Consider the following 24,168-nt stretch of genomic DNA (forward strand, 5'->3'; position numbering starts at 1 on the left):
GCTTCACGTTGTTCATCCTCCGGTTCTAATTTATTGCCTTTCCGTATATCCCGAAAGCTAGGTAGTTATTATGGGCACCGCTCAATTCGTTGTTTGCACTATGGTTGTTGTTCTGCGCCGAGTGTCCCGGTTTGGCGATATCCGAGTTGACGGGAATGCTAGCTAAGCTAGGACAATCGAGTACAGCCAATATCCCAAACACCCGCACCGCCACCGGTTGGCAGCAGTGCGGGTACTGGAGGAACGTCACTTAAGCCAAGGTCAAGCTGACCACGGCGCCCTGAGTCGTCGATGCCAACAAGGTGCCGTCCGCTTGGAAGGCCAGGCCGCTGACCCGATTGTTGCTGTCTATGCCTTGGCTGGCGGCGTCGAACTGACTGACTTCGGTTAGCGTGGCACCGGCATCGTCGATGGAATATTCGACCAGGGTGGATACGCCGTTGTAGGCGCCCAGCCACAAGTGGCCGGTGTTGGGATCGATGGCCAAGCCGCTCCAGCTTTGCACGTTGTACGGCGCGCTGAAGCTGGCGACCACGCTGCCGTCGGCCGCGCTGACTTCGACGATTTGGTTGCCGTTGTTGGCGGTCAGGAAGAGGTTGCCGGTGCCGGGATCGTAAACCGCGCCGGTCAAATCGTGGTTGGCGCTCAAAGTCAGCGTCGCCAGGATGCTGCCGTCGGCCGGGTCTACCGCGAAGACTTTGTCGGTGTTCGGATAACCGTTGAATACCAGCAGGCTGCCGCTCGGCACGTTGGTGCCGCCCAGGCTGATGTCGGAAGTCAATACTTCCAGTCCGGCGTGATTGTAAAGATACGGCGTACCGAAGGCGTCGGTCAGGGTAATGGTTTGCAAGGTATCGCCGTTAGCCGGATCGATGCGTAGCAAATGGCCGGGGTTACTATAGTCGCTGACCCACAATTCGCCGGCGGCATTGACGGCAACGTCGCCTAGATTGGTGCCTGCCACCGTCACTTTCAGCAGATTTAACGCCAAACCGGCGCTGGTACCGCCGGCAGTGGTGACCGCGACGCTGCCGAAGCCGTTGTGGTCGAGATCGGCGGTGTCCAGCACCGCATAACCGTTGTAGACGTAAGTGCTTCTATTGTTGTCGTAGTAATAGCTGACGTCCACGCCGTCGCCGGTTGCCGTGTCGTCCACGGTAACCCCGCCAACGGCATATTGGGTGCCGCCTTCGACGAAACCGGCGCCATATAGCAACAAGCTGCCGTTGTAGTCGAAACTGTCCAGCAAAGGTACGATTTGCAGCTCCAAGGTGGTATCGCTGCCCAACATGCGCACTTTGACCACGCCGTTGGCATCCAGCGGCGCGGTAAAGCTTGCACTGCCGGCGCCGTCGGCGACCGAATCGGGGCGGATACGCACCGTTTTTTCGTTGCCGTCATAGTCGGTATAGGTCAGCAATACGTCGCTGGTGCCGGTAAAGCCGCTGCCGCTCAGGGTAAAGCTTTGGCCGGGATTGGCTGAAGCTTTACCGGCGTCGGCCGGCGTGCCGGAGGCGGCGGTGCCGCTGATGCCGGCCAGATCGACGTTGAACGCAGCGCTGCTGCCGCCGGCGGAGACCACGCCGATCGGCCCGAAGGTACCTGCGGTGATCGGCACGGTCATATAGACCCGGCCATTGACGTATTGGTTAAGGGTGGCATTGTAGATCAGCTGCACGTCCGGGCCGGTGCCGGTGCCGGGATCGTATATGACCGTGCTGTCGGCGTCGGCGCCGAAACGGTAAGCATTGTTTGCGCCTTCCACGAAACCGCTGCCGTACAGGTAAATCTGCATCGAGCTGCCGTTGATGCCGATGACTTCCACCCCGGTAACCGCCGGGACGATTTGTAGCAACAAAGCGGCGCCGTTTTGGTCGCCGACGATGTGCACCGTACCGGTGACCACATTCCACGGCACTTGCACCTGGATTTCGCTGCCGTCCTCGTTGACGCTGGTCGGTTTGACCACGACATCGCTCAGATTGCCGGATTGATCGACCACTTGGAACACGATGTCGGTGGTGGCATCGAAGCCGCTGCCGGTCAAGCTAATGGTTTGGCCCGGATTGGCGGAAGCGCCTTCGCCGGCCGCGCTGCCGCTGTCCGCGGTCGCGGTAATGCCGGTGAAGCTCGGCCCGAACGCGGCGCTGGTGCCGCCGGCCGTGGTGATTTGGATGGGCCCGCCGGCCGCGCCGTCAGGTACCGGAATCGTCAGACTGGCGGAGTCGACGTATGGTAAATAGGACGAGCTATAGTCGCGAATATCGACGCCACCGATCGAGACGGTAGTAGCGCCGTCCATGTAGCCGCTGCCGGTGATGGTAAGGTTGTTGCCGATAAAGCCGTTGCCGGCGCTCATGCTGAAGTCGTTCAACGTCGGTACGATTTGCAGCAGAATGCCGACGTTTTCGCGTGCTAAGCGGACTTGGCCGCTGATCGCGGTACTCGGCACCACGACTTGTAGGCTGTTGCCGTCTTCGGCGACGCTGGTGGGCGACACGGTTTGTTCGCGCAAATTACCGCTGCTATCGACCGTCGTGAAGACCACGTCGTCGTCGCCGGTCAGGCCGCTGCCGGTCAAGGTGACGGTCTGCCCGGTATTGGCCGAAGCGACGCCGGCTTGCGCCGGGGTGCCGCTGGCGGCGGTGGCGGTAATGCCGCTCAAGCGGGTAGTGCTGCCGGCCAATCGTTCCACGCTTAATGTGTAATCGCCGACCAACGATGAGCTGGTGCCGCTGCCGCTGACGGTGGGATCGTAGTTGGCGTTGTAGTAACCGCTGACGCCGAGGTATAGGCTACCGGTATACGGTACGGTGTATTGCAGCTCGGACGAGTCTCCGGCGAAGAAGTAGCGTGACGACAACTGGTTGCCGTCGGCATCGAATAAGCGTAGCAAGTGATAACTGTCGCCGGTGTCTACGTTCAAGGTCAATACGTCGCCGCCGTTCACATCGAGTTTGAACATGTCGACGTCGAAACCGGCCAGGGTGCCGCCTATGCTGGCGCTGACCTCTTGGCTTTGGTTGTTGCCTATGGTCAAGGCCAGCGCGTCGGCCAAGGTACCGGCGACGTCGTCGGCCGGGGCCAAATTATCCAAAGCGGTAACGCTGGCGCCTGTGGTCAGGCCGGCGCTACCGCCGCCGGTACTGACGCCAATCACCCCGGCGCTTACACCGTCCGGAACCGTCAGCGTAACCAGCTGCTGATCTTTGGACGAACCGCTGCCGTCGCGCAGGGTGCGGATGTCAACTACGGTAGCGGCGATGCCGTCAATCGTGAAGACTACGTCATCGGCATTCAATCCGGAAGCCTCGATGACCAGGGTATTGCCGGCGGCGATGGTGCCGCCGACCGAGCGTAGGGTCGGCACGACTTGCAGCTCGAAGCTGGCGTTGCTGCCCAACACGGTGACCGGGCCGGTGACGGCCAAGGCCGGTACCTGGATGGTCAATTGCGTACCGTCGCCGTTCGGGGTACCGGTGCGGGTGATCAGACCGGCTTGGCCGCTGTCGTCTATGCCTTGGAACTGCACCAGGGTGTTGTAGGTAAAGCCCTGGCCGGTCAAAACGATGGTTTGGCCGGTGTTGGCTGCCGGGCTGTCGGCGTCTGCCGCCAGCCCGCTGGCGGCTTGGGCTTGGATGCCGGTAAAGCCGGCCAAGGGCTGGTTGCCGAAAGTCGGCCCGGCCAGTTCGGCGTAACCGCCTTCGGTGGTGATACGGATCGGCCCGTCCAGGGTCAACGGCGACACCGCGTTGAGGGCGGTGTTGTTGCTGTAGATGTCCAACGGGCTTTGGTTGAGGTATTGATCCGGGATGGCGATGCCGCCGATAGTGAGGGTGCTGGCGCCTTCCATGAAGCCCGAGCCGTACAGGTAGAACAGGTTTTCCTGGTTGGGCCGGCCGTCCATGCCGGTCAGGGTCGGTACGATCTGCAGGCGGATGCCGTCGCTGCTGTTCAGCGTTTGCGCGACTTGCAGATTGTAGTTGCTGACGCTGTCGTGCAATACGCTGACGCCGTCCACCGACACGTCGAACACGTCCGGGCCGTTGACGCCGTCCCAGCTGTCCAGTACGTACAAGTCGAAACTCAGCGTGTAGGTCTGGCCGGCGGTCAAGCCGCTCAAGTTCAGGGTTTGGCTGGCGTTGTTGAAGCGGCCGGAAAACTCGGTGAAGTTGGCTTGATAGGCGCTGCTGGTGGCCGGATCGCTCCAGGCGGCGTCGGCGCCACCTTCGAAGTCGTCCTGGAATACCGTGCTGCCGCCTTGTTTGACCAGGACGTTATCGATACCCCAGCTTTCGTTGCTTAAGTCTTCCAAGCCGCCGTCGGCGAAGCGCACTTCTGCGCTGTCGCTGCCGGCGGTGAAGCTGACCGTGACTTGCCGGTAGATCGAATCGGTATAGCTAGTAAAGCCCAAGTCGCGGGTGCCGAGGTTGCTGATGCGGACGTCGCCGCTGGTGGCGGTTGGCGGTACCAGCACCTGCAGGCGGGTGCCGTCGGCGTTGATCAGCTGCGGCACCACGGCTTGCAAGCCGACGTTGCCGTTGCTGTCGCGGACCGGGAACAGCACTTGGGTGCCCGGGCCGAAGTTGGAGCCGGTCAGTTCGATGATCTGGCCGGCGTTGGCGGAGGCTTGGCCGGCGTCGGCCGGGGTGCCGGCCGCGGCCAGCGCGTCGATGGCGGTCAGGGTCGGAGCCAAGGTGGCGGCGTCTTTGCCCAGGTCGATTTTAACCACGATACCGCTGGTGGTTGCAGCCAGCAGGCTGCCGTCGGCGGCAAAACTCAGGCCGCTGATGCGGTTGCCGCCGTCTATGCCCTGGCCGCCGGCGTCGTAGCGGCCGACTTCGGTCAAACTGGTGCCGCCGGCGCCGATGGCGTATTCGACCAGCTCGCCGCCGCCGTTGTAAGCGCCCAGCCACAGGTGGCCGGTGGCCGGGTCGATGGCCAGGCCGCTCCAGCTTTGGATGTTGTACGGCGGTTCGAAGCTGGCGACCACGCTGCCGTCGGCGGCGCTGACTTCGACGATTTGATTGCCGTTGTTGGCGGTCAGGAAGAGGTTGCCGCTGGCGGGGTCGAATACCGCGCCGGTCAAATCGTGGTTGGCGCTCAAGCTCAGGCTGGCCAGGATGCTGCCGTCGGCCGGGTTGACGGCAAACACTTGGTCGGTGTTCGGGTAGCCGTTGAATACCAACAGGCTGCCGGCCGGTACGTTGGTACCGTTCAAACTCATCTCGGCAGCGACGATTTGCAGGCCGGAATGGTTGTACAAATACGGCGTGCCGAAGCTGTTGGTCAGGGTGATGGTTTGCAGTACGGCGCCGTTGTCCGGGTCTAGGCGCAGCAAATGGCCGGGGTTGGTGTAATCGCTCACCCACAAATCGCCGGCGGCATCGATGGCGAGGTCGCCCAGATTGGTGCCGGCGGCGGCTACTTTCAATTGGTTCAACGGCAAGCCGGCGCTGCTGCCGCCGGCGGTGGTGACCACGATGCTGCCGAAGCCGTGGTTGGGCAGGTCGGCGGAATCCAAAATCGCGTGGCCGTTGTTGATGTACGTGCTGCGGGTGTAGTCGTAGTAATAGCTGACATCCACCCCGTCGTCGACGACGGTGTCGTCGACCGTAACCCCGCCGACCGCGAACTGGCTGCCGCCTTCGACGAAGCCGGCACCGTACAGCAACAGATTGCCGTTGTAGCTATAGCTTTGCAGTACCGGCACGATTTGCAGACTCAAGCGGCTGTCGCTGCCGAACAGGCGCAAGCTGGCAATGCCGTTGGCGTCGTAAGGCACGGTCACGGTGGCGCTGCTGCCGTCTGCCGACACGGTAGCCGGGCTGACCTTGACCATCTGCGGATTGCCGTTGTAATCGGTATAGCTAAACAGCACGTCGGTGGTGGCGCTGAGGTCGGCGCCGCTGATGGTGATGCTTTGCCCGGGGTTGGCCGAGGCCTGACCGGCGTCGGCCGGCGTCCCGGACAAGGCGGTGGCGGCGATGCCGTCCAGGCTGGTGGTGAAGGCCGCGCTGACGCCGCCGCCGGTTTTGACCGTAATCGGCCCGAATGCCCCGTCGGTCAGCGGTACGGTCAGTACCACCCGGCTGTTGACGTACTGGTTCAGGTTGTTGTCGTAAGTTTGCTGTACGTCCGGGCCGGTATTCGCGCCGGCGTCTAACAAGACCAAGCCGCTAGCGCCGAAGCGGTATTCGCTGTTATTGCCTTCGACGAAACCGGTGCCGTACAGGGTGATGTTGGCGCTGCTGCCGTCGGCAGCGACGCTGTTTACATCCATGCCGGTGATCGTCGGTACGATTTGCAATTCCAAGGCCGTGGCGGTTTTGTCGCCGAGTACCCTCACTACCCCGCTAATCGCGTTCAAAGGTACGATCACTTGCATTTCGGTGCCTTCGGCATTGACCAAAGACGGGCGGACGATGATGTCTTTAGCGGTGCCGGATGGATCGACCACGCTCATCACGACACTCGTCGAGTTTTTGAAGCCGCTACCGGTCAGCGTGACGGTTTGCCCGGAGGTTGCCGATGCACCGCTGCCGCCGGCGGTACCGCTGGCGGCCGTGGCGCTGATGCCGGTTAAGCTCAAATCGAATATCGCGCTGCTGCCGCCGGCGGTCACGATTTGGATCGGGCCGGTCGCTGCGCCGTCGGGCACCGTCAAGCTCAAACTGGTGTTGCTGACATAGGGGCTATAGCTGCGGCTGTAGTCGACGATGACTTGATCGCCGATGTTGATGGTGGTGCTGGATTCGGTGAAACCGCTGCCGCTGATGTTCAGGGTACCGCCGATGAAATCGGCGTTGGGGAACATGCTGACGTCCTCCAGGGAAGGGACGATTTGCAGCAATACGCCGCTGGAATCGCGTTCCAAACGGACGGAGCCGGTCGTCGCGTCGCTGGGCACTATGACGGTCAGGCTACTGCCGTCCTCTGCCACGCTGGCTGGATCGACGGTATTGGAATACAGATTGCCGGAACTATCGATAGAAGTGAAAACGATTTGATCCTCGCTGGTCAGGCCGCTGCCGGTCAAGGTGACGGTTTGCCCGGTATTGGCCGAGGCGACGCCGGCTTGCGCCGGGGTGCCGCTGGCGGCGGTGGCGGTAATGCCGGTCAGACGAGAGCTATCGACCGCCAATCGTTCGATGTTTAACGCATAATCGCCGGTATAGAACGACGATTCGCCGCTGCCGCTGACGTTCGGGTCGTAGCTGGAGTTGTAAGCACCGCTGATGCCTACGAAATAACTGCCGCCGGCCGGTGCGGTCCAATGCATTTGTTCGGTAGTGTTGCTGTAAAAATAGTTGATGTCCAGCTGATTGCCGTCCGCATCGAATATTCTCAGGATATGGTAGTCATCATTGCTGTTGCTCAGGTCGAAACTCAGTACGTCGCCGCCGTTAACGTCGATACGGTACATGTCGACGTCGAAACCGGCCAGGGTGCCACCTATGTTGCCGTTAACCTGCCGGCTTTGATTGCTGCCGACGTTGAGCGTCAGCGCGGTATCCAAGGTGCCGCCGACGTCGTCGGCCGGACTGAGCGGGTCCAGCACCGTGATGTTAGCACCTAGGCGCAGGCTGGCGATGCCGCCGCCGGTTCCAACGGTTATCACGCCGGCGGTAATGCCGTTGGGCACGGTCAGTGTCAGCAATTGCTGGTCGTTGTAATAGGAATACGTGCCGTCGTACAAGGTGCGAACGCTAAAGTCACCGACCGGGCGGCCGTCGATGTTGATGATCAAGTCATCGGCATTCAATCCGGAAGCCTCGATAACCAGGGTATTGCCGGCGGCGATGGTGCCGCCGACCGAGCGTAGGGTCGGCACGACTTGCAGCTCGAAGCTGGCGTTGCTGCCCAACACGGTGACCGGGCCGGTGACGGCCAAGGCCGGTACCTGGATGGTCAATTGCGTACCGTCGCCGTTCGGGGTACCGGTGCGGGTGATCAGACCGGCTTGGCCGCTGTCGTCTATGCCTTGGAACTGCACCAGGGTGTTGTAGGTAAAGCCCTGGCCGGTCAAAACGATGGTTTGGCCGGTGTTGGCTGCCGGGCTGTCGGCGTCTGCCGCCAGCCCGCTGGCGGCTTGGGCTTGGATGCCGGTAAAGCCGGCCAAGGGCTGGTTGCCGAAAGTCGGCCCGGCCAGTTCGGCGTAACCGCCTTCGGTGGTGATACGGATCGGCCCGTCCAGGGTCAACGGCGACACCGCGTTGAGGGCGGTGTTGTTGCTGTAGATGTCCAACGGGCTTTGGTTGAGGTATTGATCCGGGATGGCGATGCCGCCGATAGTGAGGGTGCTGGCGCCTTCCATGAAGCCCGAGCCGTACAGGTAGAACAGGTTTTCCTGGTTGGGCCGGCCGTCCATGCCGGTCAGGGTCGGTACGATCTGCAGGCGGATGCCGTCGCTGCTGTTCAGCGTTTGCGCGACTTGCAGATTGTAGTTGCTGACGCTGTCGTGCAATACGCTGACGCCGTCCACCGACACGTCGAACACGTCCGGGCCGTTGACGCCGTCCCAGCTGTCCAGTACGTACAAGTCGAAACTCAGCGTGTAGGTCTGGCCGGCGGTCAAGCCGCTCAAGTTCAGGGTTTGGCTGGCGTTGTTGAAGCGGCCGGAAAACTCGGTGAAGTTGGCTTGATAGGCGCTGCTGGTGGCCGGATCGCTCCAGGCGGCGTCGGCGCCACCTTCGAAGTCGTCCTGGAATACCGTGCTGCCGCCTTGTTTGACCAGGACGTTATCGATACCCCAGCTTTCGTTGCTTAAGTCTTCCAAGCCGCCGTCGGCGAAGCGCACTTCTGCGCTGTCGCTGCCGGCGGTGAAGCTGACCGTGACTTGCCGGTAGATCGAATCGGTATAGCTAGTAAAGCCCAAGTCGCGGGTGCCGAGGTTGCTGATGCGGACGTCGCCGCTGGTGGCGGTTGGCGGTACCAGCACCTGCAGGCGGGTGCCGTCGGCGTTGATCAGCTGCGGCACCACGGCTTGCAAGCCGACGTTGCCGTTGCTGTCGCGGACCGGGAACAGCACTTGGGTGCCGGGGCCGAAGTTGGAGCCGGTCAGTTCGATGATCTGGCCGGCGTTGGCGGAGGCTTGGCCGGCGTCGGCCGGGGTGCCGGCCGCGGCCAGCGCGTCGATGGCGGTCAGGGTCGGAGCCAAGGTGGCGGCGTCTTTGCCCAGGTCGATTTTGACCACGATACCGCTGGTGGTTGCAGCCAGCAGGCTGCCGTCGGCGGCAAAACTCAGGCCGCTGATGCGGTTGCCGCCGTCTATGCCCTGGCCGCCGGCGTCGTAGCGGCCGACTTCGGTCAAACTGGTGCCGCCGGCGCCGATGGCGTATTCGACCAGCTCGCCGCCGCCGTTGTAAGCGCCCAGCCACAGGTGGCCGGTGGCCGGGTCGATGGCCAGGCCGCTCCAGCTTTGGATGTTGTACGGCGGTTCGAAGCTGGCAACCACGCTGCCGTCGGCGGCGCTGACTTCGACGATTTGATTGCCGTTGTTGGCGGTCAGGAAGAGGTTGCCGCTGGCGGGGTCGAATACCGCGCCGGTCAAATCGTGGTTGGCGCTCAAGCTCAGGCTGGCCAGGATGCTGCCGTCGGCCGGGTTGACGGCAAACACTTGGTCGGTGTTCGGGTAGCCGTTGAATACCAACAGGCTGCCGGCCGGTACGTTGGTACCGTTCAAACTCATCTCGGCAGCGACGATTTGCAGGCCGGAATGGTTGTACAAATACGGCGTGCCGAAGCTGTTGGTCAGGGTGATGGTTTGCAGTACGGCGCCGTTGTCCGGGTCTAGGCGCAGCAAATGGCCGGGGTTGGTGTAATCGCTCACCCACAAATCGCCGGCGGCATCGATGGCGAGGTCGCCCAGATTGGTGCCGGCGGCGGCTACTTTCAATTGGTTCAACGGCAAGCCGGCGCTGCTGCCGCCGGCGGTGGTGACCACGATGCTGCCGAAGCCGTGGTTGGGCAGGTCGGCGGAATCCAAAATCGCGTGGCCGTTGTTGATGTACGTGCTGCGGGTGTAGTCGTAGTAATAGCTGACATCCACCCCGTCGTCGACGACGGTGTCGTCGACCGTAACCCCGCCGACCGCGAACTGGCTGCCGCCTTCGACGAAGCCGGCACCGTACAGCAACAGATTGCCGTTGTAGCTATAGCTTTGCAGTACCGGCACGATTTGCAGACTCAAGCGGCTGTCGCTGCCGAACAGGCGCAAGCTGGCAATGCCGTTGGCGTCGTAAGGCACGGTCACGGTGGCGCTGCTGCCGTCTGCCGACACGGTAGCCGGGCTGACCTTGACCATCTGCGGATTGCCGTTGTAATCGGTATAGCTAAACAGCACGTCGGTGGTGGCGCTGAGGTCGGCGCCGCTGATGGTGATGCTTTGCCCGGGGTTGGCCGAGGCCTGACCGGCGTCGGCCGGCGTCCCGGACAAGGCGGTGGCGGCGATGCCGTCCAGGCTGGTGGTGAAGGCCGCGCTGACGCCGCCGCCGGTTTTGACCGTAATCGGCCCGAATGCCCCGTCGGTCAGCGGTACGGTCAGTACCACCCGGCTGTTGACGTACTGGTTCAGGTTGTTGTCGTAAGTTTGCTGTACGTCCGGGCCACTGCTTGGGTCTAAGTCTTGCACAACCGACGCGCTATCGCCGTTGCCGAAGCGGTATTCGCTGTTATTGCCTTCGACGAAACCGGTGCCGTACAGGGTGACGCTGGCGCTGCTGCCGTCGCTGCTGACCGAGTTGATTTCGAAACCGCTAATGACAGGCACGATTTGCAACGGGAAGGTACCGTCGGCAAAATCGGTTCGCACCTCGCCGACTTGCGAATACACGACAATGTCGGCGGTGACGGCGTTCATGGGGACCACGAAATAAGCGACGCCGGTGGCGCTGTCCCAGCGGTTGGCCTTGAGGCTGAGCGTGGATTGGCTGCCGCCGGCGTCTATCACGGTGAAATCCGCTTTAGCGGTGGACGGATCGAAGGGTACCGAAATGCCGAATTGTTGCCCCGGGTTGGCGGCCGGTGCGGTAGGCACGTCCGGTACGCCGGATGCGGCGACGATATCGCTGGCCGTGCGGATGCTGAAGTTGCGTACTATGGGATCCGCCAGGCCATTGCCCGCCAAGTCGCTGATTGCGGCGGCCGGCAGGGTAAAGCGGTAAGGTCCGGGCGGCAGGATGCCGGCGATCAGGAAACTGACCCGCTGTCCGAACGCGCGGCTGTCGATGCTCACCGGAATATTGACGTCGTCCTCGGTATCCAGCACGCCGTCGGTTCCGGCGCCGATCAAGGTGACGCCGGTGGACGTTAACAGCTCGGTATCGATCGGTTCGTCGAATACGACATTGATGGCGCGCACGATGTAACGTTCTTCGCCTTCGTTGACGTTGACCGAGGTGACGTTGGGCGCGAAGGTGTCCGGCACCACGTCCACCGTGATCAAGTTGGACAAGGCTTCGTTGCCGCCGGTATCTGAGGCTCTAATTTGCACGGTAAAGCTGTCGCCGCCTGTGGCGATGGCCGGTGCTTGGGTGAACAGTTCGAACGGAAAGGCAATGTCGTTGGCGACCACTTGGCCGTTGACCAACAGTTCCACGTTGCGAACCTGCACGTCGTCGGTGATAGTCGGCAGGATGCGGATGCTGTGGCCTTCCAACACTTGAATGCCGTCGGTGGCCGGGTCGGCGTCTATGCCGTCGACGCTGATGGAGACGGTTGGGGCCACGCCCAAGGTGTCGAAATTGACGTAGTTGACGATTTGTAAACCGCCGCTGCCGTCGGCCACAAAGGCCAAGCCGTTGGCCAGGACGACGTCTTTAGGCGTTTGCGGCAAGTCGATGCGGGTAACCAGATTACCGGTATCGGTGGGGTCGGCGACGTTGACGACGTCCAAGGCGTTGTTGCCGAATACGCCGCCGGGGTTGCCGACGCTGACCGCCAAGCCGGATCCGTTGGCGACGATGGCGTTACCGCCCAGGTTGGTGCTGTCCGGCCCGCTCAACAAACTGAGGTTGCTTGGGTCGCTGACGTTTACCGTCGAGAAACCGCCGTTGAAACCGTCGTTGCGGCCGATATAGGCCACCCCGCCGCCCACGAACAATTTGCCGCCGCCGAGACCGACGTTCAGCGAATCCAGGGGCGTCAATTCGTCGCCGGCAATGCCAATCGTGCGCAACACGTTGTTTCTGTCCAGGCTGAACAGGGTGTTGCCGTCTATGGCCAGATCGGCCAGGGTGTTGCCGCCCAACGCCGATAAATTCAAGGTGTTTATCAGTTCGCCGGTGTTCAAATCGACAGTTGCGATGTCGGTACCTGTGGTGACGAAAGCCACGCCGTCGCGAATGTCGACGTGGGTGACCGGGTTGACGAAAGCTAAGGTTTTGCTGAGCACCGGATTGCTCGGATCGGCGATATTCACAATGTGCAGACCGGCGCTGCCGCCGGCCACCGCGGCAATGTTGCGGGCTGCGTCCACCGCCACATCGGTGTTGTTGCCGTCCAGCGCCAGCTCGGCCAAAACCTGCGGCGAATTGAATTTGGAGGCATCTATGATGGCCAAGCCTTTGTTGCCGGTAGCGACCAGTGCGGTCAAGCCGGAATCGCCGGACGTCGAGCCGAGCATGGCGACGGCTTCCGCGCTGCCTTGCAGGCCGACCGAGGAAACGATGCCGGTCGGTATCGCCAAACCGCCCAAGGGATCCAAGCCTTGCTCGATTTCGGTGAAATCGTCCAGCGAATCTTTATCGGTGTCGGTTTTGTTCTGGTTGGTGCCGATGGCGAATTCGGCGTCGTCAGGCAAACCGTCGCCGTCTGTGTCGATGGCGGTGGAAGGCCGGAATACTAGGCCGGAGGCCAGATCGGTACCGCCGCCGGAAGCCGGGGTAGTGCCGGAACCGTGGGCGACCAAGCCGCTTTCCGGATCGAATACCGTGATTTTGTAAGCCTTGTCGGAGGGCAGGAAGAATTCGAAATAACCGTCGTTGCCGCTTTGGGTGCGTAACACCGTGCCGTCGACTTCGACCGCGACGTAATCGTTGCCCCAATGATATTGGTAAGACTTGTCGTAACCGGTGCCGACCACGTTGACTTTCAGGGTGCCGTTAGCTGGGTCGTTGGTGGCGACGTTGACTGTGCCGCGCAGCAGGCCGGTAGCGCTGGGGTCGAATTTGACTTCGAAAGTGTAGGTTTCCCCGAAAGCCAGCGTGATCGGGTTGGTGTCCAGGTCGCTTGGCGCGTTGACCAGACTAAAGTCGCTGGCACCGTTCGCTATCGACAGGCCGGAAATCACCAAGTCTTGTTGGCCGTCGTTGCGCACCGTGAAGCTGCGGGTGACTTGGCCGGTTGTCAGATCGGCGCCGCCAAAATTGTTGTTGGCGTAAACCGCCGTTGCGGTGGCTGCGGCGTTTTGGCCGAAGCCGGCCAGATCGATTTTGGTTAGACCGTTGACTGCGTTGCTATTCAGATTGATCGTGCCGGTAAAGCTGCCGATAGTTGCCGGGCTGAAGTTCAGCGTGACGTTAACCGATTCGCCCGGATGCAGCACGGTGTTCGGGGCTAGATTACCCAACGTGAACGCGCCGCCGGCCGAGGTCAGGCCGGCTATGCTTAGGTCTTCGTTGCCGTAATTGATCAGCAACAGGTTTTTTTGCACCGTGCCGCCGACCGCTACGTTGCCGAAATCCATGTCGCCGAAGATGCCCATTTCCGCGTCGGCGTCGAATACCGCCAAATGCGGGCCTTGGAACACCAGGTTGGGGGTTTCCGGCTCCTCGCCGCCATCTTCGGCCGGGGTAGAGAAACCGCCTTCCACCACAATGTTTTGGTAATAGTAATTGGAGATGACTTGTGCGTCGGCCGCGGTATAGTTCAAATCCAGCGACATTTTCAGCGCGGTACTGGTTTGAGTTTTTAGCGACAGATTGCCGCCGTGCGAGGACGGCAAGTCGCCGGCATGGCCCATCATTAAGTCCAGCGTGTTGCCGGGGCCGGTTTGTTTGCTGGGATTAGGCGCGAAGGTTTTGTAGGTGTGGGCCAAACTCAGGGTATGCCCGAATTCGTGCGCCGCGGTCTCGGCCACCATTTGAATAAAGGTTGCCCGCGGGGTGGCTTGCGCGGCCAAATCCCAATATTCGAAATGGGTGTCGGGATGGACGTTGACGTCCCCGTCGTATTCGGGGTTAATGGAATTGTCCAGTCTGAACGCCAGCTCGGCCTTGCTGTAGTTGTTCATGTTGTTGATGACGGTGGAGACCGTATCTTCGCTGGAGCCGCTGCTTTGGTCGAATACGTTATCCACGCCGCCGGCCGGGCTGGAAGTGCCGTACAAGCCGGCCTTGGCGACGCCGCCTTCGCTATAAGTGCTGAATACGATTTCGATTTCGTCGCCCAGCAAGGTGCCGCCGCCTACCAAGCCGTCGGTAAAGCCGCTGTAGAAACCGTACATCGCGGTCGCGATGTCGTTGGCCAGATCGCTGCGTTCGTTCGGTTTGGCGGTAACACCGTCGTCTTCCAAATTATCGAACAGCTTGATTTCGGCAGCGCTAACGAAAGAATAATCGACGTTGCCGTCGCTGCCGCCGGCGATGGAGGCCAGGGTGGATTCCAGACTGCTGACGTCGATATCCCACACTTGCTTGTCCGCGCCGACGCCCTTTAAGTCGATCGTGCCGGCCACGTCGCCGTTTTGCGGGTTTTTAATCTCTAATTCGTCTGTCAGTTCCTCGCTTGCACTGAGCAGGCCCGAGCTGACCGGATCGAACCACAGTTCTCCGCTGGAAGAGGCGTCGAAGAAATGGGTGCCGCTGCTGATGTTCAGTTCGGGTTTTTGCGAGCCGGTGCGGAATTCGATCGGGGCAACCCGGTGGATACCGGCAGCGCCGTCGTTGATGGTTTTGGAGAATTCGGTCTGGCCGTCGGTATGGTTGTCGTCGGTAGCGTCCACATAACGGGTCAACAGATATTCTTTGGTGGTGGTGTGGGTGCTGCCGTCCGGCCGGCCGGTGACTTCCTCGATGGTGATGGAACTGCCGAACAGCACGTTCTTTTCGAAGTCTTTCATGCCGTTGGCGGATAGCTCGGCAAAGGTTTTAGCCACCATGTCGAAGGTCTTGGTGATGCCGGTGCCTGCGCGCAATGCGAACGAATCGCCGGTCAGGGCGACGTCGCCGGTTTGTTTCATGTAATCGCCCAGCGGCCCGTCGACCGTGATGGTAACCTGGATGTAGGGCTGTTTTTCGTCCGGTAAATCCGGGGCCGGTTGCGGACAGCCGGATGGATCGGGCGGAGTCGGCGGCGTATCCGGTAACGGATCGGGCGCAGTCCAGCTCATGTCCGGGAAGTCGAAGCTGCCGCCTTCGTCGGTAATCAGCGGCAGCGTAATGTACTCTTTCGGATCACTGGTGTCGTTAGGATCCGGCTCGTGCGGCGGCATCGGCGGAGTTGGGGCGCCGCCACAACCTCCGGGCGGCGTCATGCCGTGCCAACCCGGCGCACGCACGCCGGAACCGGGGTCGGAAACCACGGTCAAGCCGTCGGCCGATACGGTGCCGGTGCCGTTGATGACCAGCATGCCGGTGGTGTGGTCGAAACTCAGAATGTTGAGTTTGGTACCCGGTGCGGCGTTGAATACGTTAGGAAAGGTAATCTCTACCGGGTCGGTGAAGGTAGCGATGCCGGGCGCCTGGATGGTAATGTCGAAGGTGTGTTGCAACACGCCGGGCGGCAGCATGTCGCGCACCAATTCCGGCGGTACCGTGGCGATACCGATCTGCGCGTTGTCCACTATAGTGCCGTCTTCGCCGACGGCGGTGCCGGGATTGATGGTCAGGGTTAGTTTTTCCCTCTCTTCCGGGGTCAGATTCGGTGCGGCGTCGGCGTTGGCCGTAGTGATGGTGGTCGGTTCGCTGTTGCTGACGTCCTGCAATACGGTATTGGCGATGCGCGGCAGATAGGCTTCCACCCGGTCGGCATTGGCCAGTTTTTCTTCGTCGCTGCCCATGCTGCCCATCACGGTGTTGGTGACGCCGGCTTTGATTTCCAGCGCCATGACCATTTCCGGGAAGAATACGCCGTCCGGCGCATTGGTGGCGGTGCGGCCGTCTATCGCCAATTTCACTTCGCCGGCCGGAACGTCGGTCAGCTCGAAATTGCCGTTTTCATCGGTATAAACGAATTGGTCCTCGTGGCCCAGGATAAATACCTTGGCGTGGGCTATCGGCAATTTGAACACGTCATCGGCGGTATGCGGCACGCCGTCCGGGCCGCGGCGGATGTCGTCGAAAGTCATAGGCTCCAGGTCTGGACCGGGGTCGACCACCTTGCCGATCAATTTAGTGCCGGTAATGGCCGTGGTGCTAACCGTGGTGAAGCTGACCGTGGTCTCGCCGCCGGCCGTGCCGTCGCCGTCCGCGTCCAGAAAGCTGCCGTCCGCCGCGGCGCGGATTTTGGAGCCGTCCACATGAATGGTGATTTCCGAACCGCCGGGCATGGGATTGGTGAAAAACAGCCAGGCGAAGCTGCCGTCGGCCGCGGGAACGATGGTGGTGGCCAGTTTGGTGCCGTCCGGCGCCGTAGCGTACAGATTTTTACCGGTCAGCGTGGCGGGGTTGACCGCGCGGCTGAAATTGATTTGCGGACGCTGGGTGACGCCGACGTTGGCGCTGCCGTCGGCCGGGCTGATTTTAGTGATGGTAAACGGTGCCAGCGCGTCGACCTTGACCGTCAAGGTTTGCACGGTTTGGTTGCCGGCCGAATCCTGGGCGGTGATTTTCAAACTATGTTCGCCGACGCTCAAGTCGCCGTATTGCAATAAGTCGTCGAATTTGCCGGTGCTGTCGTAAATCAAGCTGCGCACCGTGCCGGTGTCGAATTGGTAATTCAGCATGGTCAGCGTGGTGCCGGTGCCGTCTGCGCTGCCTTTCAAGCGGATGTTGGCGGTCAAGCTGTCGCCTTCGGCCAAGCTGGTTACGGTGACGGTCGGCGCTTGGGTGTCCAGCGTAAAGGTGCGGGTATAGGCGCCGCTGGCGTTGCCGGAGGCGTCGGTTGCCATGATGGATACGCTATGGCTGCCGTCGGCTGAGCCGTCCAACGCAAATGCGGTGGAAATACTGAATTTGCCTTCCGCATCCAGGTTCAGCGTTTGCCAGTCGCCGCCGTCGATGCGGTATTGCGCGCCGGCTACTCCGGATAGATTGTCCACTACTTGTCCGGTCAGGGTCGGGTTGTCTTTGGCGTAAGCGGCGACATTGTCGACGATGACTACCGGCGCCTGGGTGTCTTCGGTCAGCGCAAAGCGGGTCAGAACCGCGTTGGCGACTTGGTTGCCCAGCGCGTTGCCGGCCTGATTGGTGAATTCGTAATGAATACCGCCGTACACCCGGCTGCGGCCGGCTTCTTGCGAGGCTTCGCTAAAACTGGTGTAGTCGCGAGTGACGCCGGGTAATGTCGCCGAAGTGGTGCTGAACGCGACGTCGTCGCCGAAAGTGGCGGCCAATACCGTCGCGGCGGCGGCGCTGAAGGTGGAGTGGCCGGATACGTATTCCGGGTGCGGCGGGGTAAGAAGCAAAGGCCGCCAGTCGTCGTCGTCCTCGGTGGCCGGGTTGTTGTCGAACTCGGCGTCTTGAATGGCGGTTATCGGCCGCCACAGGCCGTAGGTGTATTTGGCGTCCCAACAGGCGATACCGGCGTCCGCCAGGGCGACGTTCAATTGGGCAAACAAGCGCACGTTGGCGCTGAGGCTGTTGCCCTGGGCGAAAGCGACTTCGGACGCGATTTGGTTCCAATGCCCGGGCGGGGTGAAGCTGCCCTTGCCGTCGGCCCAAAACAAGGCTTGTTCCGTTTGGTCCGCGGTTCGGGTACTGCTGTCGGCGCTGCCTAGAGCTTTGATTTCATTGACGGCTTCGGCGTATGCGGCGCTGTCCAAGGCCGGAGGCGGGGCCGGGCGGAATTCGTCCGCCGAATCCAGGGCGAACGGCGTCACATTCCCCCAATGCGGTTCGTCCGGTAAGTCGAAAGCCGGGGCGGTAGGCCGCCAGGCGCCGGGTTCTTCGCTGCCGATATAAGTATCGTAGTCGTCCGAGCCGTCGTTTTCGCGTATGGCCCAGACCGCATCGGCAATACTTAACCCCAAGGCGATGCCGTTGTCTTTGGCCGCACCGTCGGCTATCAGGGTGAGATCGGAAGCTAGAGCTGCATCGAAAGTGGCTTTTTGCGCCGGGTAGCTCAAGGTCAAAATGCGGTAGGCGGCGGTGGCCAAGGCGGCCTGAGCGTCGACCTCGCCGGTTAGCGAGCGCTGTACCATATAGGCTTGCGTGCCTTCGATAGCCGCCAAGGTATCGTATTGCGCCAAGCTGAGCATGGCCAACATACGGGTGGCGATCGGCGGGTCGGTCACGTCGCGCTGGATGGCGTGCAAGGCAATGTCGTTCCAGGCCAGTACCGGGTCGGCCTGGGTTTGATCGACCCGGGTCAAAGTGCGGGTTAATTGGTTGACATTGCCGGCCGGGTCGGTAATGGCTAAAGTGATGCTATTGTCGCCAAGCGTCAGTGCTACGCCGGGCAGGGTGAAGTTACCGTTGTTGCCGACTAAAACCGTTTGGTTGCCGTAACTGACTTGCGAGCCGGCTTCGGCGCTACCGCGCAACACTACGTTGGCGGCGGCGGTTTTGCTGGTGTCGCCGCCAACCGCGTCGGTTTCGGAGACTCCGAAACTGGCGAATTGGGCTACCGTATCCAGCGTAAAGCTAAGGTCGAATGACTTAGTGCCGCCTTCGGCATTAGTGGCTAAAAAGTGAATGGTATGGGCTCCGTCGGCTATTTGCTGGTTCGGGAATAGCGCAACCAATTCTTGATGGCTGATTTGAAAACTGCCGCCATCCCCGACTTTGCCGCTGAAGTCGCTGTAGCCGGTGGCGTCGTCGAATCGAACCTTGAGTTGAATGCCGGTACCGGAGGTGTCGACGGTTCCGCTGACGCCAATGTTGTTGGTGACGTTGTTGGTGCCGGGGTTTTGCAAGGCAGCGGACAAGTCGATCAATACTTCCTGGCCGGGGGCTTGAGTCAGGAACTGATCCACATCAGCGGACGATTGATTTCTGCCGCCGATTTTGACCCGAGCCGGGAAGGCGGCCGCAAACACTTTGGTGGTGCCGGTCAAGTCGCCTTGCACAGTGATTTTTTTGAACGGGGTGCCGCTCAGCAAGCTGTCATCGCCGTCGTCGTAACTGCCGTTGGTCGGATTCATGCCGATGCGAATCCGGCTGTCGGCGACGTCGCCTTTAACGAAGAAGTTGGCGATGGCGGCCTGCCCGAAGCTGTCGGCCGCATCGCCGGTGCCGCCCAAGGCACCGTCGCTACCCAGGTTGGCGCCGATGTTGAGTACGGCGGCGTTCAGATTCCGCCCGACTTGCAAGTTTTTGACGTTAGGCGTATCCAGCGTGCCGGCCAAATCGCCCTTGGTTTTCAATAAGCTGATTTCGCCGGTAAAGGTGCCGTGCCAACTGCCGGAAGTGCTGTCCAACAACAAACGGCCGGTTTTACCTAGCACTAACCATTCGCCGCTGCTGTCGCCGCCTATCGTGGCGCTGCCCAGGGTCATGCCTTTGGCGTCGGCTTGCGACAAGTTCAGGTCGGCTTGAAAATCGCCTTTAATTTTCAAGGCCGCCAACGACGGAGCGGTTAGGCTGTCGGCGGTATCGTCGGTATCCAGCCACTCGTTGGCGGTGAATTTGCCGATGGCCGTGGCGCTGTCGAAGCTGAGGTCTTTGATGTCTTTGGCTGTGACGTTCAGCTTGCCGCTGGTGCCTTCAATGACCACGCTACCGCCCAATACGTCGTCCAAGCTGAGTTTGGCCAGATTGCCGCCGATTTGGATATCGCCTTGTAATGGCGCGTTGATCAGCTTGATCGAGCTGAGGCCGGTAGCGCTGGTTATGCTGCCTATACTGCCGTCGCCGTCTTTGATGTTGACGGTCAGGTTGGAGCGGTTGCCGGTATCGGCCAGCTGGATAGCGAATTGGCCGTCGGCATAGCTGACGCTGCCGCTGCCGCCGCCGGTCAGTTTGAAGCTGGCTTCGGTACCGTCTTCGGTCTCGACGTTTAAGGTGACGTTGCCTTTGTGGCCGTCCACTTCGCCGAACGCCCAAATGTTGTTCAGGGTGCCGATGTTGGTGACGTTGTTGGTCTCGTCGTTTTCGGTGAGCTTCGCGTTCGGGTCTGCCTCCGCGAACAAGGTGTAATCGCCGGGGATTAAGTCTTTCGGCAAGTTCAGCTTGAGTTTTACGGTTTTATCCTGACCGTCCGCCAATTTGCCGGTGGCTTTGCCGCTGCCCAGCAAAATGTCGTTTTCGTCCAGCGTGTCGTCTAAAGAGGCCCAGACCGCGACTTCCGGTTTGCTGACCGAGGCATCGCCGTCGTTGCTTAGATTCAGCGTGACCGAGATGCGGTCGCCCGGCACTTGGTTTTCCAAGGCCAGGTCTTGGCCGATGTCGATTGCGAGGTCCGCACTGAGCAAAAGGCGCGGCTCCAGGCGTTCCAGCTTAAGGTGTTGCGGAGAATAAGGCGGATGGTTGGGCCGATTGTCGGCGGAAGGCTTCTGATGCTTATCGCGTATGGACTGAACCAAGGTTTTAAGTGTGAAGCCGTTGTTGCTGCTCGTGATGGTGTGCCGTTGTTGCGGTTTCATGGCCGTAACCTCCGCTGATTGTTATTTTTGTAGTGATGGGGGCAATCTCTTGCCGTATTGCTGGATGATAACCAAAATTTAACAAAAGTTAACTTTTGTTTATGGTTATTTTCGTCAGCCCCGGTCTAGCCTGATTTGGCGCTACTGTTTGTTAAGCGCAATTAGACAAGTAGCGAGACGTTTTGCTCCCGACAGTCGCCGATCTCACGGGAAAGGAAGACGGTCTATTGTTCAGGTCTACAGCGGGATGGTAATTCAAGATGAAACGCCTCCCTCTTATTGGGTTGGCGGCGGTTGGCTTTGGGACTAATTTAGGCTAGTCGGTTGAGAATCCGTTCGGCGTTGAAAAACCAATAAGCGGTTGTTAGCCGGCATGGCATGGTCGGCTGTAAGCGTCATGCCGATTTGCGCCGCTAGTCCGGCGATGTGTTCGAAATGTTTGATGCAGCTTAAAGGGTTGCGCTCTTTGAGCCACGCATCGAAGCGGGCATTGCTGGCGCTGGTGTAATTCCCGGCATAGTTGAAGGGACCGTAAATACAGAGAATCGCCTGTTCGGATAGGTAGACGTTCAAACGCAGGAACAAGGTTTCGACTTCCGCTTGGCTCATGATGTGCAGGGTATTGGCGGTAAACACGGCTTCTATTCGTTCGGCCGGCCAAGCTTCATCGTTGACGTCCAGCGATAGCGGTTGTCCAAGATTCGCTAGCTTTGCGTCCGCTTGCCATAGCCGAATGCCGGGCAAATTGTCCCGGCGATCGGTCGCTTGCCAGAACAGGTGCGGAAGGTTGGCGGCAAAATAGCAGGCGTGCTGGCCGGTCCCGCTGCCGATTTCCCAAATCGTCGTCGGCTTTACGAAGACCGTTTGCAAAATTTCCAATATCGCTTGTTTGTTGTTTTCGCAGGCTTGCGAGAAGGGTTTTTCAGTCGTCATGGCGGACAATCGGTGCTATGGTGAAGTTTTGACTGTAGCGCGAATGCCGATGCAAGTAAAAGTTATCGCCAGTCTGGCCCAAGTGGCGGCACAGGACTGGAATCGTTTATTGGTCGACGCTTATCCCTTCCTTCGCCACGAATATTTATCGGCTTTAGAGCGTAGCGGTGCGGCCAGCCTTGCTACCGGTTGGCAGGCAAGGCATTTGTTGGTGCTGCAAGGGGAAAGTCTGATTGCCGCGTTGCCTATGTACCAGAAGCAGCATTCCTGGGGTGAATACGTGTTCGACCAGCAATGGGCGCTGGCGCATGAACGATACGGTTTGGAATATTACCCCAAATGGTTGACCGCGATTCCGTTCACGCCTTGTCTGGGGCCGCGGTTGTTGATTGCGCCCGAAGTCGATGCGCGTTTGATTTGGAATTTAGTGTTAGACCACGTTCGCGCTCAGGCTATTTCCTCTTGGCATTGTTTGTTTCCCGACGCGGTACAGTTGGGCATGTTGCGGGAGATGCAATTGATCGTTCGCCATGATGTACAGTTTCAGTGGTTTAATCGGGGGTATAAAGATTTCGACGATTATTTGCAGGCGCTCAATGCAAGCAAACGCAAAATGATTAAGAAAGAACGCCGGCGGGTAACCGAACAAGGCATCGATATGTTGCAAATAGCCGGGACGGAGGCTACTCCGGAGCAATGGCATGTGGCATTTCAGTTTTATTCGATGACCTACTACAAACGGCGGCGCGAGCCTTATTTGTCCGAAAGCTTTTTTCGACAAATCGCCAAAGAGATGGCGGAGAGCTGCATATTGGTATTCGCAGTTAAAGACGCCGCTTACGTCGGTGCAGCCTTATTTTTTGTCGGGTCGGATTGTCTGTACGGACGCTTTTGGGGATGCCGCGAAGAATACGACGTTTTGCATTTCGAAGCCTGTTATTACCAAGGGCTGGAATTTTGCATTCAACAGGGCTTGCAGAGATTCGATTCGGGCGCGCAAGGCGAACACAAGATTGCCCGAGGTTTCGAACCGATACTTACCCAATCCGCCCATTGGATCAAGGATCCGCGGTTTGCCAGATTGATTGCCGATTTTACCGAGCGTGAAAAACAGCATGTTTTAAAATACCAAACCGATGCCGCGAGGCTTTTACCTTTCAAACAAACGACTGCGACCTAAAGCAATAGAGGCGGCCGCGTTTCGGCAATTTGACCGCGTTGTAAGCAGGTACGGCCACAATACACTGGGCCCGGCTGATTTCCTCCTTTTACAGATGCTTGTTCGACGGGGGGCGGCTTTTTATTTCAAGCGCCTCGTTATAAAACAGCCTCCCAAGAAATTTGATCCACTTCAAATTTGCTATTCACGTAATCTTTAAATTAGCGCTATTATTCCTTGAAAAACTTGGCGATTGCGTCACAAATCGACCGCGCAGTTGTTTTTCGTCCATGCTGTCCACCCCGCGATAAAACGATGAATCGATTCCATTTTGCTTTTGTAACCCTGCCCGTTTGTTTGATCCTAGCAAGTGGTTGTTCGCCTAAGACGACTGCGTTAAAGCGGGATAATTCAACGTCTTATCGAACTTATACCCGTAACGCTAATCCGCCGCCTAAGGTAGTGTCGGCGATGAGTTATTCGGGGCAATTCCCCAAACCGGCGGAATTGGAGCCTGCCGTGGATTTTTGGCGTAAGACTTACGCGGTGTGGCAGCGTTCGGAAGTGGCGTATCACGACGACCGCTATATGAATGTCGTGTATGAAGTGATGACGCTGCCGGGTTATGTCGGCGAAGGCTTGACCGCGGAACAAAAGCGTCTAATGTCCGAGCGCCGGGATTATTGGAAGGGTCAGCTCGCAGGGTTGGAAAGCAAGCTCCGTTACAACGCGCCATTAACCCCGCAGGATAGAATGTTGATCGATAAATTCGAACGCGCCGGATTGTCGGTAAATACCGTGTTGGCCGGGGCCGGTGACCGGGTTAGGGCGCAACGCGGTACGCGCGAGCGCTTCAAACGGGGCATGGAAATCAGCGGACGTTACAATTTACAGTTCAGAAAGATTTTCCGCGATGCCGGATTACCGGAGGAATTGGCTTTGTTGCCTCACGTGGAATCCTCGTTTCAGCCGGCCGCACGTTCGTCGGCGGGGGCGGTAGGCATGTGGCAATTCACCAAAGCGGCTGCACAGACTTTTATGCCGGGCAACAATCGGGTCGATCAGCGCTTGGACCCTTTTATCTCTGCCGTCGGAGCGACGCGCTACCTGAGTTATGCCTACGGCAAATTAGGCGATTGGCCCAGTGCGGTCACTTCCTACAATCACGGTATCGGCGGAATGAAACGGGCTCAATCCAATATGGGTAAAGATTTCGCCCGTATCGTCCGCTACTACGATGGGCCGGCCTTCGGTTTCGCGTCCAGAAATTATTACGCACAATTTCTGGCTGCCCGGGAAATCGCTGCGAATACGGACGCTTATTTCCCGGAGGGCATCCGATACGAAGAGCCGTTAGGGCCGGGGCAATATTTGGCGGCTGAGTAGTGGGGGC

At 59.8% G+C, this 24,168-nt stretch carries 4 protein-coding genes; 2 read left to right on the forward strand and 2 right to left on the reverse strand.

Features of this window, described 5'->3' with window-relative positions; genetic code table 11:
• Positions 1–250: 250 nt before the first annotated feature.
• On the reverse strand, positions 251–20,683 hold the full coding sequence (locus AB0A83_RS18465; protein ID WP_367154929.1) for a choice-of-anchor D domain-containing protein: 20,433 nt from the start codon (positions 20,681–20,683) through the stop codon (positions 251–253).
• Positions 20,684–20,989: 306 nt separating this feature from the next.
• Positions 20,990–21,616 (reverse strand): DUF938 domain-containing protein, encoded by a 627-nt coding sequence (locus AB0A83_RS18470; protein ID WP_150050970.1) that lies wholly within the window; start codon positions 21,614–21,616, stop codon positions 20,990–20,992.
• Between the two features lie 49 nt (positions 21,617–21,665).
• On the opposite strand from AB0A83_RS18470, the gene AB0A83_RS18475 reads away from it, so the two are divergent.
• Entirely contained in the window at positions 21,666–22,796 is a 1,131-nt protein-coding gene (locus AB0A83_RS18475) for a GNAT family N-acetyltransferase (RefSeq protein WP_150050972.1), read from the forward strand.
• 450 nt (positions 22,797–23,246) lie between these two features.
• Positions 23,247–24,161 (forward strand): lytic transglycosylase domain-containing protein, encoded by a 915-nt coding sequence (locus AB0A83_RS18480; RefSeq protein ID WP_232056702.1) that lies wholly within the window; start codon positions 23,247–23,249, stop codon positions 24,159–24,161.
• Positions 24,162–24,168 lie beyond the last annotated feature (7 nt).

Source organism: Methylomonas sp. HYX-M1 (assembly GCF_040741385.1).
In the GTDB taxonomy this organism is placed as follows: Bacteria; Pseudomonadota; Gammaproteobacteria; order Methylococcales; family Methylomonadaceae; genus Methylomonas; species Methylomonas rhizoryzae.

Bases quoted from the DNA above. Each gene is read 5' to 3' on its own strand.
- AB0A83_RS18465 (WP_367154929.1), bottom strand. From the start codon at position 20,683: ATGAAACCGCAACAACGGCACACCATCACGAGCAGCAACAACGGCTTC.
- AB0A83_RS18470 (WP_150050970.1), bottom strand. From the start codon at position 21,616: ATGACGACTGAAAAACCCTTCTCGCAAGCCTGCGAAAACAACAAACAA.
- AB0A83_RS18475 (WP_150050972.1), top strand. From the start codon at position 21,666: ATGCAAGTAAAAGTTATCGCCAGTCTGGCCCAAGTGGCGGCACAGGAC.
- AB0A83_RS18480 (WP_232056702.1), top strand. From the start codon at position 23,247: ATGAGTTATTCGGGGCAATTCCCCAAACCGGCGGAATTGGAGCCTGCC.